This window comes from Aquamicrobium soli, from assembly GCF_042646345.1.
GTDB lineage: Bacteria > Pseudomonadota > Alphaproteobacteria > Rhizobiales > Rhizobiaceae > Mesorhizobium > Mesorhizobium soli_A.
The window spans coordinates 184,471-197,666 of the sequence record NZ_JBHRTK010000016.1 but is presented as its reverse complement, the minus strand read 5'-3'; the positions used below and the strand labels follow the sequence as shown (position 1 = coordinate 197,666).

The window sequence follows — 13,196 nt, the reverse complement described above, 5'->3', positions numbered from 1 at the left end:
TGGTTTGGATTGGCCGCCCTCCAGACGGCCGGAAAGTGGAATGCCATGGACACTCAGCCGAAGCCTGTCGACCCGCTGGTGCTGTTCATGCCCTCGGGCAAACGCGGCCGGTTTCCCGTCGGCACGCCGATCCTCGACGCCGCGCGCCAACTCGGCGTCTATGTCGAAAGCGTCTGCGGCGGGCGCGCCACCTGCGGCCGCTGCCAGGTCGAGGTGCAGGAAGGCAATTTCGCCAAGCACCAGATCGTTTCGTCGCTCGAAAACATTTCGCCCAAGGGGCCCAAGGAAGAGCGTTACGAACACATTCGCGGCCTGCCCGACGGGCGGCGGCTGTCGTGCTCGGCGACGATCCAGGGCGACCTCGTCGTAGACGTGCCGCAGGATACCGTCATCAACGCCCAGGTGGTGCGCAAGGCGGCCGTGGACCGCCATATCGATCGCCTCCCCGCCGTCCAGCTCTGCTATGTCGAAGTGGACGAGCCGGACATGCACAAGCCGCTCGGCGACCTCGACCGGCTCAGGCACGTGCTGGAAAAGGACTGGGGCTGGAAGGATCTTCTGATCGCGCCTTATCTTCTGCCGCAGGTGCAAGGCATCCTGCGCAAGGAGAACTGGGGCGTCACCGTCGCCATCCACCGCGACATGGATACTTCGCGACCCTTCATCATCGCCATGTGGCCGGGCCTGAAGAACGAGGCCTACGGCATCGCCTGCGACATCGGCTCCACCACCATCGCCATGCATCTGGTGTCGCTGTTGTCGGGGCGCATCGTCGCCTCCTCGGGCGCGCCGAACCCGCAGATTCGCTTCGGCGAGGACCTGATGAGCCGGGTTTCCTACGTGATGATGAACCCCGACGGGCGCGAGGCCATGACCAAGGCCGTGCGCGAGGCCGTCAACGGGCTGATCGGCAAGGTCTGCGAGGAAGGCGGCGTCGACCGGCGTGACATCCTGGATTCGGTGTTCGTCGCCAACCCGATCATGCATCACCTGTTCCTCGGCATCGACCCGACCGAACTCGGCCAGGCGCCCTTTGCGCTGGCGGTGTCGAGTTCCATGCAGTTCTGGGCGCATGAGATCGACATCGACGTCAATCCGGGCGCGCGCCTCTACACGCTGCCCTGCATCGCCGGCCATGTCGGCGCCGACGCGGCGGGCGCCGCCCTGTCGGAAGGCCCCTACCGGCAGGACAAGATGATGCTCTTGGTCGACGTCGGCACCAATGCGGAAATCATCCTCGGCAACCGCGCCCGTGTTGTCGCGGCCTCCTCGCCGACCGGCCCCGCCTTCGAGGGCGCCGAGATTTCCGGCGGCCAGCGCGCGGCGCCCGGCGCCATCGAGCGCGTGCGCATCGATCCCGAGACGCTGGAGCCGAAATACCACGTCATCGGCGTCGAAAAATGGTCCGACGAACCCGGCTTCGAGGAAGCGGCCGGACAGGTGGGCGTCACCGGCATCTGCGGCTCGGCCATCATCGAGGTGGTCGCGGAGATGTATCTTTCCGGCATCATTTCGGAGGATGGCGTCATCGACGGTTCGCTGGCGGCGCGCTCGCCGCGCATCTTCCAGCATGGCCGCACCTTCTCCTACCTGCTGCGCGACGGCGAGCCGCGGCTGGTCATCACCCAGCGCGACGTGCGCGCGATCCAGTTGGCCAAGGCGGCGCTCTACGCCGGCGTCAAGCTCTTGATGGAAAAGCAGGGCGTCGACCACGTCGACATGATCCGCTTTGCCGGCGCGTTCGGCTCCTTCATCGATCCGAAATACGCCATGGTTCTGGGCCTGATCCCCGATTGCGACCTGGCCAACGTCAAGGCGGTCGGCAACGCCTCGGGCACCGGCGCGCTGATGGCGCTGCTCAACCGCGACCATCGCCGCGAGATCGAGGACGAGGTCCATCGGATCGAGAAGATCGAGACGGCGTTGGAACCGCACTTCCAGCAGATCTTCATCGACGCCATGGCGCTGCCCAACAAGGTCGATGCCTTCCCGAACCTGTCGAAAGCCGTCAAGCTGCCGCCGCGGCAGGTGGATTCGCCCGAAAGCGTCGCTGCGGTTGCCGCAACCGGCGATGCCGCCCCGCGCCGCCGTTCGCGCGAGGAACGGGCAGCCCGGCGCAACCGAGATTAACAGGCCCGCCGCTGCTGCCTTGCGGGAGCGCTCAGGACAGGAACCTGCCGCGCTCCCGGAACACCTCGAAGGTCGCGCGAATATGGTCGGCGACGGCCTTGACCGGCGCGCTGGCGTCCGGCGACACCACCATCGCCAGATTGTAGTTGCCGATCGCCGGCAATCCGTCCTTCGGCCCGAGTTCGACCATGTCGTCACCGAGGAAGGACTTCGGCAGCGGCGCCACGGCGAGGTCGGCCATGATGGCGGCGCGCTGGGCGGCGGTGTGCGAACTCATATAGGCGACCCGGTAGTCGCGGCCGTCACGCCCCAGCGCTTCCAGCGCGCCGGCGCGCCAGGCGCACCCCTCCTCCCAGATCGACACCGGCAGCGGCTCGCGCATATGCGCGCAGCCGCCCTTGGCCCCGGCCCAGACGATCGGTTCGGTCAGAAGCACCTCCGCGCCGACCGCACTGGCCTTGTAGGAATTGGTCAACAGCGTGATGTCGAGCATCCGGTCGTCCATGCGCCGACGCAGGTTGACGCTCTGATCGATGACGACATCGACGGCAATGGATGGATGCGACTGCGCGAAGCGCTTCAGCACGTGCGGCAGCACCCGCTCGCCGTAATCGTCCGGCGACCCCAGGCGCACGACCCCGACGATGTCGGGAATGATGAACTTGGCGACAGCCTCGCGGTTGATCGCCAGCAGCCGGCGAGCATAGCCCAACAGCATCTCGCCGTCGGTGGTCAGCGCCACCGAGCGGGCATCGCGCGAAAACACCGAGCGGCCGAGGATGTCCTCGAGCTTCTTGATCTGCATCGAAACCGCCGAGGGCGTGCGGTAGACGGCGTTGGCCGCCGTCGTGAAGCTGCCGGTTTCCGCAATGGCCACGAAGGTGCGCAGCACGTCGAGATCGAGCAAAGGCAGCGGATGATTGAGAGGAGCGTTCATCGGCCCTAACCTTCAATTTTCTTGACTGAAAAGATCATTCCATTTCGTTTGATTGAACATCAGATCGGCCTCATAGTCAACTCCATCGAAGCCAGGGCAGTCGTTGCCCCGAGCCGGGGTCCTCCGGCCAATCAGGGAAGGAGAATGAAATGTCCGTCCTGTCATCCATCGGTCGAATCGCTACCCGCTACAGCCTCGCCCGCACGCGCTACCGTACCGAACGGGAACTGCTCTCGCTGCCGTTCGAAGTGCAGAAGGATATCGGCTGGCCCGAGATCTCCGACCGCATCCTCGCCAGCCGGCGCACCACCGACCTGGCGGTCGAGGCCGACCGTTGCGGGCACTGAGGGGCGTAGCGAACAAGCAGTCCGCCTGCCGGTAAAGGGAACGCTGCAAGCCCTTTTCCGGCACGCGGTTCAGGTTCCGGCCGCACTCGCACATCCGATGTCGCATTCCAAATCAAACGGTTCGTTTTTGCGATTCAATCTTGCTCGGCGCGCGCCTATATGCGCTGCAGCAAACGACCAGCCCCACTCCATTACGCGAAGGCGAGCCGTCTCAAGCCCTATGGAGAGTGCAATGAAGTTTTTTGGCCGTCTTTTTACCCGCCGTGAAATGAACCTGACGACGGCGCTCGAGCGCCAGCGCCTTGCCAAGACGATGCCCGGCCAGACCGGCGCCGTCGCGGCCGCCCGCCTTGGCTTCGTCGCCTGACGCCGATCATATCGCAGGGCAACCCGCATCATGCCGCCCCGGTCCGCCGGGGCGGCATTTTTGTTGCACCTGGCACCCCCCGCAACCCCAGGGCGTCCAGCAGTAGTTGCTAATAGGTCACCAATCGCCTGTTTGCGACACAGGTCGCAAAAATAGTTGCGGCGCCCTCGCCCGACCGCTTGACAACAAAGGCTTTCCCTGATGTCGCTATGCTGATCGCGACATCCTGTTCGCGTCATGCCGCAGTGGAGGCTGCCATGGAACTGGTCAAACCAACCGTCAAAAGATCGTTCGTTTTCTTTCTCGTCCCCGATTTCACGATGATCGCCTTCGCGACCGCGCTCGATCCGCTGCGGTCGGCCAACCGGATGCTTGGCTACGAGGCCTACCGGTGGCGGCTGACCAGCATCGACGGCAAGCCGGTGAAGGCCTCCAACGGCGTCGAGTGCGCCGTCGACACCTCCCTCGACGACGAGCGCCGCAAGATGTCGGGCGCCGACCGGCCGAACATGGCGATCGTGTGCAGCGGCATCGAGGTCGAAAAATACCACAACCGCTCGACCTTCGCGTGGCTGCGCGAGGAATACAACCGCGGCGTCGCCATCGGCGGCCTGTGCACCGGCGCGCATATACTGGCGGCCGCCGGTCTGCTGTCGAACAAGCGCTGCGCCATCCACTGGGAAAACCTGCCGGGCTTCTCCGAGGCCTTCCCCAAGGCCAACGTCTTCGCCGACCTCTATGAGGTGGACCAGAATATCTACACCTGCGCCGGCGGCACCGCCGCGCTCGACATGATGCTGAAGCTGATCGGCGACGATTTCGACGAGAGCCTGGTCAACCGGGTTTGCGAACAGGTGCTGACCGACCGCGTGCGCAGCCCGACCGACCGCCAGCGCCTGCCGCTGCGCGCCCGCCTCGGCGTCCAGAACGCCAAGGTGCTCAATATCATCGAGCTCATGGAAGCCAACCTGTCGGAACCGCTATCGCTGATCGAGATCGCCGACCATGTCGATCTGTCGCGCCGGCAGATCGAACGCCTGTTCCGCACTGAAATGGGCCGCTCGCCCGCCCGCTACTATCTGGAAATCCGCCTCGACCGGGCGCGCCACCTGCTCATCCAGTCGTCCATGCCGGTGGTCGAGGTGGCGGTCGCCTGCGGCTTCGTCTCGGCCTCGCATTTTTCCAAATGCTATCGCGAGCTTTACGCGCGCTCGCCCCAGCAGGAACGCGTCGACCGCAAGCACCTGCTGGCGGCCTGACGACCCGGGAAACAACGCGCGGACCTGCGCCGCGGGAACTACCGGGTGTTTTCGCGAGCTTCCCGGCCTGCGGACGTGCATCTTAACGGCTGTCGTTCAATTGCGGCTGGGCCACATTTTTTCGCCGGAAAGACAGTCGGTTGCAGGCTTGTCCTGAACCAGACGGACGGGTGGCTGCATCGCTTCCCCCGATGCCCATTTCAGGGAGGAAGGGCCGGCCAGTTCCAGCACCAGCTTTCGGCGAACCGCTTCGGGAAATTGCGTCCAGTCGTTGACGGGGATCATGAAGGCGCTCGGCCCGCCTATGACGCAGTCCCTGTAATAATCGTCCAGATGGTCGATATCGTAGACGCTGGTGAAACCGCCGCTGGTCATCAGGGGCAGCCCGTTGATGGTGATCCCCTGCCCGACCAACGCGTCGCGTACCGCCGTTACCGGCGCACCTTGATTGTTCGGACCATCGCCGGAAACATCGATGACCCGCCTGGTCGACTGCGAAGTGCTTTCTGCGAACAGGTCCGCGCTGAATTGCAAACCGGCCGAGATGGAGGTGCGACGCGCACCTTCGGGCATATGGGCGAACAGTTGCGCGGCCACTCTCTCGGAATCCGCCCTGCCCGCGATCACGGTCCACGGCACGATGACCCGTTGCCAGGAGGTTCCCGCCCATTCGACATAGGTAACGGCGATCCTGCCATAGGAGCCGTCGGCAATGGCCTGCAGCACGCTGTCGTGTGTCAGGGCGGCCGCATAGCCATGGCGCTGGATCTCAAGCTCCTCGGGTGACATCGACAGCGACACGTCTACCGCCAGCACCAGTTGCACATCCACCGGTTCCGCCAGGGTCGGGGAAGTGCCAAGCCCGAACGACACCGCCAGCGCGAGGGCGCCGTTAACCCGGTATGCCGCACGGGTCAGAGCAGACATGGCCCAAAATTACGCGAAAACGAGGCCACGTCAAAGAAAAGCCCAGCGCAAGGCCGGGCCGATCGCTCACATTTACGCTACCGCCTTACGGTCAACTGCGCGGCTTGAGATTTTGCGGATCGTAGAGCGGCTTGTAGCCGATGGCCGCCACTTCGACCGGATAGGTCTCGCCGAAATACTCGACGTTGAGCTTGCGCCCTTCCTGACAGTAGGCCCACGGCAGATAGGCGAGCGCGATGTTCTTGCCGAGCGTCGGGCCGTAGGCGACCGAGGAAGTGAAGGAGCGGCGGCCGAGTTCATCGACCAGCGTCTCGCCGGTCGCCGGGTCCATGACCGGCATGATGCCGACCGGATAGCGGGCAACGCCCTTGCTGTCGACGTTGTCCGTCATCACCAGCGTGCACAGCATGGCCGGCTGGTGGTCACGGGCGCGATATTCCTGGTGCTTGGCCTTGCCGCGGAAGTCGGCCTCCTTGACCTTCGGGCGGGCAAGATCGGCTTCATAGAGGTTGTACTCGGTCAAAAGGTCGGCGTTCTGCAGGCGCAGGCTCTTTTCCATGCGCCGCGAATTGGCGTAGGTTTCGACGCCGACGGGGGTGACGCCGGTGGAGCGCAGCGCGTCCCAGACGGCAAGGCCGTCTTCGTAGCGCATGTGCAACTCCCAGCCCTGCTCGCCGACATAGGAGAGACGGAAGGCGCTCACGTCCTTGCCGGCGATGCGGATCGGCTTGATCGCAGCGAAGGGGAAGTTTTCGAGCGACAGGCCGGCCGGGTCCTCGACCACCTTCTGCAGCGTGGTGCGCGCGTTCGGCCCCCAGATGCCGATGGTGATGTATTTTTCGGTGACATCGGTGACGGTGACATCGAAACCCTTGTCCTCGGCGACACGCTTTACATAGTTGAAGTCGCGCGGGCCGGCGTCGGCGCCGTCGATGATGCGGCAACGGTCGGCCATGCGGATCACGGTCAAGTCGGCGCGCACCATTCCCTCGTCGTCGAGGAAGTGGGTGTAGATGCCCTTGCCGACATTGGCGTCACCGCCGATTTTCGCCGCGCACAGCCATTCCATCAGGGCGACATGGTCGGGGCCTTCGACATCGAAGATGTAGAAATGCGACAGGTTGATGATGCCGCAATCCTCGCTGAGCTTCAGGTGTTCGGCGTTGGAGACGCGCCAGAAATGGCGGTTGTCCCATTCGTTCTCGCGCACCGGCACGCGGTCGCCATATTCCTTCAGCAGGTGCTCGTTGGCGGCGTAGCCATGGGCGCGCTCCCAGCCGCCCAGCTCCATGAAATGGCCGCCGAGTTCCTTCTCGCGCTCGTAGAAGGGCGAGCGGCGCACGTTGCGGCCCTTGGAGAAGGGTTCGCGCGGATGCACCGCCGGGTTGTAGACCTTCATCGCCGTTTCGGTGCAGCGGTCCCAGATGTGCTGCTCGTTCATCTGGTGCGGGTTGAAGCGAGCGTAGTCGATCGCGTGATGGTCAATCGCCGTGCGGCCGTCCGTCATCCAGTCGGCGATGAGCTTGCCCATGCCGGGGCCGTCCTTGACCCAGATGCCGACGGCGTACCACAGGCCCCTTACCTTCTGGCTCTCGCCCATGGAGGGACCGCCATCGGTCGTCACCTGCAAGAGGCCGTTGAAGGAATGACTTTCATTGTAGCCGAGTTCGCCGAGTATCGGCGTCAGTTCCATGGCGCGTTCGAGCGGCGCCAGGATCTGCTCCATATCGAGATCGCGCTGCGAGGGCGAAAGCCGGGCCTGGTCCTTCTCCAGAAGGTCGCGCGGATGCACGAGGCGCGGATTGGTCTCCTCGTAGTAGCCCCACTCGATCTGGCCGCCCTCGGCGGTCTTGGGGTCGCCGGTGTCGCGCATATAGGCCGAGTTGCCCTGGTCGCGCAGCAGCGGCCAGCCGATCTCCTTGCCGGTGCCGGCAAATTCCGTGTACGGGCCGAAGAAGGTCAGCGGATGGTCGATCGGCATGACCGGCAGGTCCTCGCCCGCCATCTCGGCGATCAGCCGGCCCCAGATGCCGGCGCAGACCACGACGTAGTCGGCCATGATGCGGCCGCGTGTCGTCTCCACGCCCTTGATGCGGCCGTTCTCGATGATGAGCGACTTGGCGGAGGTGTTGGCGAAGGCCTGCAGCTTGCCGGCGGCCACGCCCTGGTCGACCAGCTTGCCGGCGACCGTCTGCGAACGCGGAATGACGAGGCCGGCGTCGGGGTCCCACATGCCGCCCTGGACGAGGCTTTCCTCGATGAGCGGGAACTTTTCCTTGATCTCGGCCGGGCCCACCAGTCGCGCATTGGTGCCGAAGGCCTTGGCCGAGGCGACCTTGCGCTTGATTTCGTCCATGCGGCCATCGTCGCCGACGCGCGCGACCTCGAGACCGCCGACGCGGGCGTAATGGCCCATTTTCTCGTAGAAATCGACGGAATAGAGCGTCGTCCAGCAGGACAGGAAGTCGTGGCTGGTCATGTAGCAGAAGTCGGAGGCGTGCGCGGTCGAGCCGACGTCGGTCGGGATACCCGACTTATCGATGCCGACGATGTCGTCCCATCCGCGTTCGATCAGGTGATGGGCAACGGATGCGCCCACGATGCCGCCCAGACCGATGATGACGACCCGCGCCTTTGCTGGAAACTCTGCCATTGTCCGTCACTCCGCAATAGAATTTCGCGCACACTATAGAGCGGCGTGACGTGATTACAGCCTGTTTGCGACACGCCGCAGATACGCCGCGACCTTGGCCGCGGGCGCACTCCGCTCCACCGATATCACCGGTCCGCCGCGCTGTTCCAGCTCCGCCATGACAGGCACTCGCCCGGTCATGATGGCCACTTCGCCAAAAGCAAAGGCCGGGCAAACGCCCGGCCTTCCGGCAAGCTGTCCCGGGCCTTACTTGATGTGGGCGACACCGCCCGAGATGACCACGGTTTCCGAGCCGTTCAGGGGAGTAAGGTCGCCGTTGGGCAGGGTGACGAAGCACCCGTTGGGGCAGAACTCCAGCGTCTCGCCGCCGGCCAGCGCCAGTTCGGACTTGCTGCCGCCCTCGGTGACGATCAGCGTCCGCGTCTCGCTGTCCTTGTTGACGGCGCTGGCCGCCTCGGCCGTCGAGACCGCCGCCAGCATTGCTGCGGCGAGCAGAAGCGTCTTGCGCATGGCATTTCCGGTGTTTCCACCGCCTCTGTTGCGTCGTGCAAGGCATTTTCGCCCTTTGCATCAAACTTATAAACGAGCGAAGCTGAACCGCAACTGAATGCCGCATTCATGCCACAATCGGTATCAGGCGGGATCGGGCTTGCGGCCGCGGCGGCCGGGCTTGCGCCTTTTTTCTTCCTCGGCCTCTGCGCGCTCGCGTTCGCGCTCGGCATGTTCCATCTCGGCCTTCTCATCGTCGCTCGGCCATGGCTCCAGCGTTTCCACCGGCGGCATCGCCCTCGGCGTCGAGGGAATGTCGATGTGCTCCTGCGCAAACCGATCGAGCACGGCGAAGCGGATGTCGTTCTGCACGCCGCTGCCATTGGTGATGTCGGCCAGGAACACCCGTATCTCGAACTCCATGGCGGCCGGCCCGAAATTGACGAACAGCACGAAGGGCTCCGGGTTCTTCAGCACCAGCGGGTGTTCGCGCGCAATCTCGAGCAGGGTTTCGTGCGCCAGCCTGGCGTCCATGCCGTAGGCGACGCCCACCTTGATCTCGATGCGGCCGAGCTTGTTGCGGTGCGTCCAGTTGCCGACGGCGTTGTTGATCAGGTTGGAGTTCGGCAGGATGACCGACTGGCGCTGGAACGTCTCGATCTCGGTCGCCCGCACGCTGATCTTCTTGACCGTTCCCGATACGTCGCCGGCAACGATCCAATCGCCGACCTTGAACGGCCGCTCGGCGAGCAGGATCAGGCCGGAAACGAAATTGGAGACGACGTTCTGCAGGCCGAAGCCGATACCGAGCGAGAGAGCGCCGGCAACCAGGGCGAGGTTGGAAAGGTCTATGCCCGCCGCCGAGATGCCGACCAGGCCGGCAAGGGCCACACCGGCATAGCCGACCGCCAACCGGATCGAATTGCGCACGCCGGCATCGACCTTGCCGCGCGCCATCACAGAACCGTCGAGCCAGCCCTGGAACCAGCGGGTCAGGAAATAGCCGATGACGAAAACCACCATACCGCTCAGGATGCCGATGGCCGAAATGGTCACCGACCCGATCGTCACCCCAGTCGCCAGCCGGTAACCCCACGCCTGGATGTCGCCCGGCTGGAAGCCCCACATCAAAAGGATGAGCGGCAGGAACACGACGACGATCATCACGTTGAGCGCGATGCTGACGGCAAGGCCGAGCTGGTCGAGCGTGGTTTCCTCGACCTTGCCCTTCTCGGTCATCCAGCGCCCCAGCGAGGATTCGCCGAACCCGCCCTCCGCGCCGATCGCACGCGCCGAAAGGAAACCGATATAGGCGATCACCAGGATCGTGCCGGTGACCACCACCTGCAGCGCCACGAAAAGCGCAAGCCCGATATAGCCCAGCAGCGCGACGGCGATGACGAAGACGCCCACCGAATAGGCGCTGTAGCGCAGCCAGGCCGGCCAGGGCCGCCACACGCCTTCATGGGTGCGAAACGGGCGCACCAGCCCCATCAGGATCAGGATGACGCCGAAGACGACGGCGGCGAGGAAGCTGCGGGCGATGGTGAGCGACAAGGGCGAGCGCAACTGCTCGTTGACCGTCGACAGGAAGCCGTTGAAGCCGATGACCAGCGCCATCGCCGTCGCCAACCGCACCAGCCAGCGCGCCGGCCCGGATTCGACCGGGATCAACCGCCAGTTCGGCAGATGCGGCGACAGCGCCGCGTTGGAAAGGCGATTGACGCAGAAAACGATGGAGACGAAGGCCGCGAAGGCATTGAGAAAGACGCCAATATCGCCGCGCAACACGTTGTAATAATTGAAGAAGAAGATGGTTGAAGCGAGGAAGACCACCAGGGCGGCGGTAGGCAGCAGCGTCGACCAGAAGGTGACCGACAGCCGGCTTAGATAGGACGGGTCCTCGACCGCCGGATCGGCCACGAACATGCGGCCGAAGATGCGGCGGCCCGCGATCATCATCACCAGCGCCAGCGCCAGCGCCGTCAGGGTCGCGGCAAGGACCGCCTGCAGCTTGAATTTGAGGGCAAAGCTGAGCCACGACGAAACCGCTCCGTAAAAGCGGCCGACATCGGTTTTCGCATCGTCCACCACCTTGCCGCTGAACGTGTCCGACAGCGAGTAGCGCTTGGTGAACAGGCTGCGGAACAGCGCGCTGCGCATGGTCGCGATCCGCTCGATCATGCCGCTGACCCGAACGGACAACGACTGCGCCGAGCCGATGACGGCGTTGATCTGTGCCTTTTCCGCCGTCAGCGCATTGCGCTCGGCGGTGACGGAATCGGGTTCGGGCGGCTGGCCCTCCGCCGGCACGGGACCGAGTTGCTCCAGCCGCGCGTTGATTTCGGCCGTGCGGGTGCGGAAGGCCAGCGCGGTCTCCAGCGCCTTTTGCGAGACGCCTTCGAGCTTCAGCCTAATGTCCACCAGCGTGGCGTCGTCCACGCCGTCCTGGTTCAGCTCCTTTTCGAGCGTGTCGGTGCTGGTGGCCAGTTGGCTGAGGATGGCCTGCTGCTTGTCGACCAGCGAGGTCGCGGCCGGCGCCGTGCCCTGGGCCACGGCAAGGTGCAGCGATGCCAATATCGCAAACGCCAGAACCACGATGAAACGACAAGGGCGAAGTAGCATGATTGACGTGCGACTCACGGGAATCCATGACGGGCCGGCCTCCTCAGTGATAAAGGTGGCGGCAACAAGGAGCAACCCTGCCTCCGGCAGGGAGGTCGGCCAATCGAAAAGCCATGGCGCAATGCTGGCCCTCGCCGGCATTGCCGGCCTATAAGGTGCGCCACACCGCGCAGTGACGAACAGGGACGGGAAACAAAACGAATGGCGGAATATTCAGCCCTTTCGCTCCTCAAGAACGCCTTCTCCGGAAACCGGGACTGGAAGCCCGCCTGGCGCAAGCCTGCGCCGAAGCCGTCCTATGACGTGATCATCATCGGCGGCGGCGGCCACGGCCTCTCGACCGCCTATTACCTTGCCAAGGAACACGGCATCACCAATGTCGCGGTGCTGGAAAAGGGCTGGTTGGGCTCCGGCAATGTCGGCCGCAATACGGTGACCATACGGTCCAACTACATGCTGCCGCCGAACACCCGCTTCTACGAGCACTCGATGAAGCTGTGGGAGAACCTTTCGCACGATTTGAACTACAACGTCATGTTCTCGCAGCGCGGCGTGCTGAACCTCGCCCATACGCCGGGCCAGCTCGACGACTACGCCCGGCGCGGCAATTCCATGCGCCATCAGGGCGTGGACGCGGAACTGATGACGCCGGCCGAGATCAAGCGGCTGATGCCGGCGATCGACATCTCCACCAATGCGCGCTTCCCCATCGTCGGCGGGCTGATGCAGCGCCGCGCCGGCACCGCCCGGCACGACGCCGTCGCCTGGGGCTATGCGCGCGGCGCCGACCGGCGCGGCGTCGACATCATCGAGAACTGCGAGGTGACCGGCTTCCTGCGCGACGGCGACCGCGTGGTCGGGGTCTCCACCGCCAGGGGCGATATCCGGGCCGCGAAGGTCGCGGTCGCCGTCGCCGGCTCGACCGGCCGCGTCCTGCAGCTTGCCGGCATCGACCGGCTGCCGATCGAAAGCCACGTCCTGCAAGCCTTCGTCACCGAATCCATCAAGCCGTTCCTCGATACCGTCGTCACCTTCGGCATGGGACACTGCTACATAAACCAGTCCGACAAGGGCGGGCTGGTCTGCGGCGGCGACATAGACGGCTACAATTCCTATGCCCAGCGCGGCAACCTGCCGATCGTCGACGACGTGATGGCCGAGATGCTGGCCATGTTCCCCTCGCTCGCCAGCGTGCGCCTGCTGCGCTCCTGGGGCGGGCTGTGCGACATGTCGATGGACGGCTCGCCGATCATCACCACCGGCCCCCTGCCCGGCATGTACCTGAATTGCGGCTGGTGCTACGGCGGCTTCAAGGCCACGCCCGCCTCCGGCTGGTGCTTCGCCCACACCATCGCCCGCGACGAGCCGCACGACCTCAACGCCGCCTTCACGCTCGATCGCTTCCAGCGCGGCATCCTCATCGACGAGAAGGGCCAAGGCGCAACGCCACGGCTGCATTAGG

The 13,196-nt window shown here is 64.7% G+C and carries 10 protein-coding genes; 5 read left to right on the top strand and 5 right to left on the bottom strand.

All coding sequences use genetic code 11. From position 1 onward, the window contains the following. Positions 1–45 precede the first annotated feature (45 nt). Complete coding sequence (locus ACFOHJ_RS17480; protein ID WP_378222724.1) at positions 46–2,130, top strand: ASKHA domain-containing protein; 2,085 nt, start codon at positions 46–48, stop codon at positions 2,128–2,130. A 31-nt stretch (positions 2,131–2,161) separates the two neighbouring features. On the opposite strand, the gene ACFOHJ_RS17475 is transcribed toward ACFOHJ_RS17480, so the two are convergent. After that, entirely contained in the window at positions 2,162–3,067 is a 906-nt protein-coding gene (locus ACFOHJ_RS17475; protein ID WP_378222721.1) for a LysR substrate-binding domain-containing protein, read from the bottom strand. Between the two features lie 149 nt (positions 3,068–3,216). Between ACFOHJ_RS17475 and ACFOHJ_RS17470 the strand changes: the two genes are divergently transcribed. The 3 genes from ACFOHJ_RS17470 to ACFOHJ_RS17460 all read left to right on the top strand — a co-directional run bounded on the left by ACFOHJ_RS17470 (position 3,217) and on the right by ACFOHJ_RS17460 (position 5,040). Then, positions 3,217–3,414 (top strand): hypothetical protein, encoded by a 198-nt coding sequence (locus ACFOHJ_RS17470; protein ID WP_378222718.1) that lies wholly within the window; start codon positions 3,217–3,219, stop codon positions 3,412–3,414. Positions 3,415–3,646: 232 nt separating this feature from the next. Then, positions 3,647–3,781 (top strand): hypothetical protein, encoded by a 135-nt coding sequence (locus tag ACFOHJ_RS17465; RefSeq protein WP_378222716.1) that lies wholly within the window; start codon positions 3,647–3,649, stop codon positions 3,779–3,781. A 257-nt stretch (positions 3,782–4,038) separates the two neighbouring features. Further along, positions 4,039–5,040, top strand: a complete 1,002-nt coding sequence (locus ACFOHJ_RS17460) for a GlxA family transcriptional regulator (RefSeq protein ID WP_378222713.1) — start codon at positions 4,039–4,041, stop codon at positions 5,038–5,040. 96 nt (positions 5,041–5,136) lie between these two features. On the opposite strand, the gene ACFOHJ_RS17455 is transcribed toward ACFOHJ_RS17460, so the two are convergent. The 4 genes from ACFOHJ_RS17455 to ACFOHJ_RS17440 form a co-directional block, all read right to left on the bottom strand. Continuing rightward, on the bottom strand, positions 5,137–5,967 hold the full coding sequence (locus ACFOHJ_RS17455; RefSeq protein WP_378222711.1) for a DUF1194 domain-containing protein: 831 nt from the start codon (positions 5,965–5,967) through the stop codon (positions 5,137–5,139). Positions 5,968–6,058: 91 nt separating this feature from the next. Beyond that, the gene (locus tag ACFOHJ_RS17450; protein WP_378222709.1) at positions 6,059–8,620 is read right to left on the bottom strand and encodes a GcvT family protein; all 2,562 of its coding nucleotides are present in this window, start codon (positions 8,618–8,620) and stop codon (positions 6,059–6,061) included. Positions 8,621–8,866: 246 nt separating this feature from the next. Then, positions 8,867–9,130 (bottom strand): hypothetical protein, encoded by a 264-nt coding sequence (locus tag ACFOHJ_RS17445; RefSeq protein ID WP_378222706.1) that lies wholly within the window; start codon positions 9,128–9,130, stop codon positions 8,867–8,869. A gap of 123 nt (positions 9,131–9,253) precedes the next feature. After that, positions 9,254–11,734 carry a mechanosensitive ion channel domain-containing protein gene (locus ACFOHJ_RS17440; RefSeq protein ID WP_378222703.1) on the bottom strand — a complete coding sequence of 827 codons (2,481 nt, stop codon included), beginning with the start codon at positions 11,732–11,734 and terminating at the stop codon, positions 9,254–9,256. 201 nt (positions 11,735–11,935) lie between these two features. On the opposite strand from ACFOHJ_RS17440, the gene ACFOHJ_RS17435 reads away from it, so the two are divergent. Continuing rightward, complete coding sequence (locus tag ACFOHJ_RS17435; protein WP_378222700.1) at positions 11,936–13,195, top strand: sarcosine oxidase subunit beta family protein; 1,260 nt, start codon at positions 11,936–11,938, stop codon at positions 13,193–13,195. Position 13,196 lies beyond the last annotated feature (1 nt).

Bases quoted from the DNA above. Each gene is read 5' to 3' on its own strand.
- ACFOHJ_RS17480 (WP_378222724.1), top strand. From the start codon at position 46: ATGGACACTCAGCCGAAGCCTGTCGACCCGCTGGTGCTGTTCATGCCC.
- ACFOHJ_RS17445 (WP_378222706.1), bottom strand. From the start codon at position 9,130: ATGCGCAAGACGCTTCTGCTCGCCGCAGCAATGCTGGCGGCGGTCTCG.
- ACFOHJ_RS17435 (WP_378222700.1), top strand. From the start codon at position 11,936: ATGGCGGAATATTCAGCCCTTTCGCTCCTCAAGAACGCCTTCTCCGGA.
- ACFOHJ_RS17455 (WP_378222711.1), bottom strand. From the start codon at position 5,967: ATGTCTGCTCTGACCCGTGCGGCATACCGGGTTAACGGCGCCCTCGCG.
- ACFOHJ_RS17475 (WP_378222721.1), bottom strand. From the start codon at position 3,067: ATGAACGCTCCTCTCAATCATCCGCTGCCTTTGCTCGATCTCGACGTG.
- ACFOHJ_RS17450 (WP_378222709.1), bottom strand. From the start codon at position 8,620: ATGGCAGAGTTTCCAGCAAAGGCGCGGGTCGTCATCATCGGTCTGGGC.
- ACFOHJ_RS17470 (WP_378222718.1), top strand. From the start codon at position 3,217: ATGTCCGTCCTGTCATCCATCGGTCGAATCGCTACCCGCTACAGCCTC.
- ACFOHJ_RS17460 (WP_378222713.1), top strand. From the start codon at position 4,039: ATGGAACTGGTCAAACCAACCGTCAAAAGATCGTTCGTTTTCTTTCTC.
- ACFOHJ_RS17465 (WP_378222716.1), top strand. From the start codon at position 3,647: ATGAAGTTTTTTGGCCGTCTTTTTACCCGCCGTGAAATGAACCTGACG.
- ACFOHJ_RS17440 (WP_378222703.1), bottom strand. From the start codon at position 11,734: ATGCTACTTCGCCCTTGTCGTTTCATCGTGGTTCTGGCGTTTGCGATA.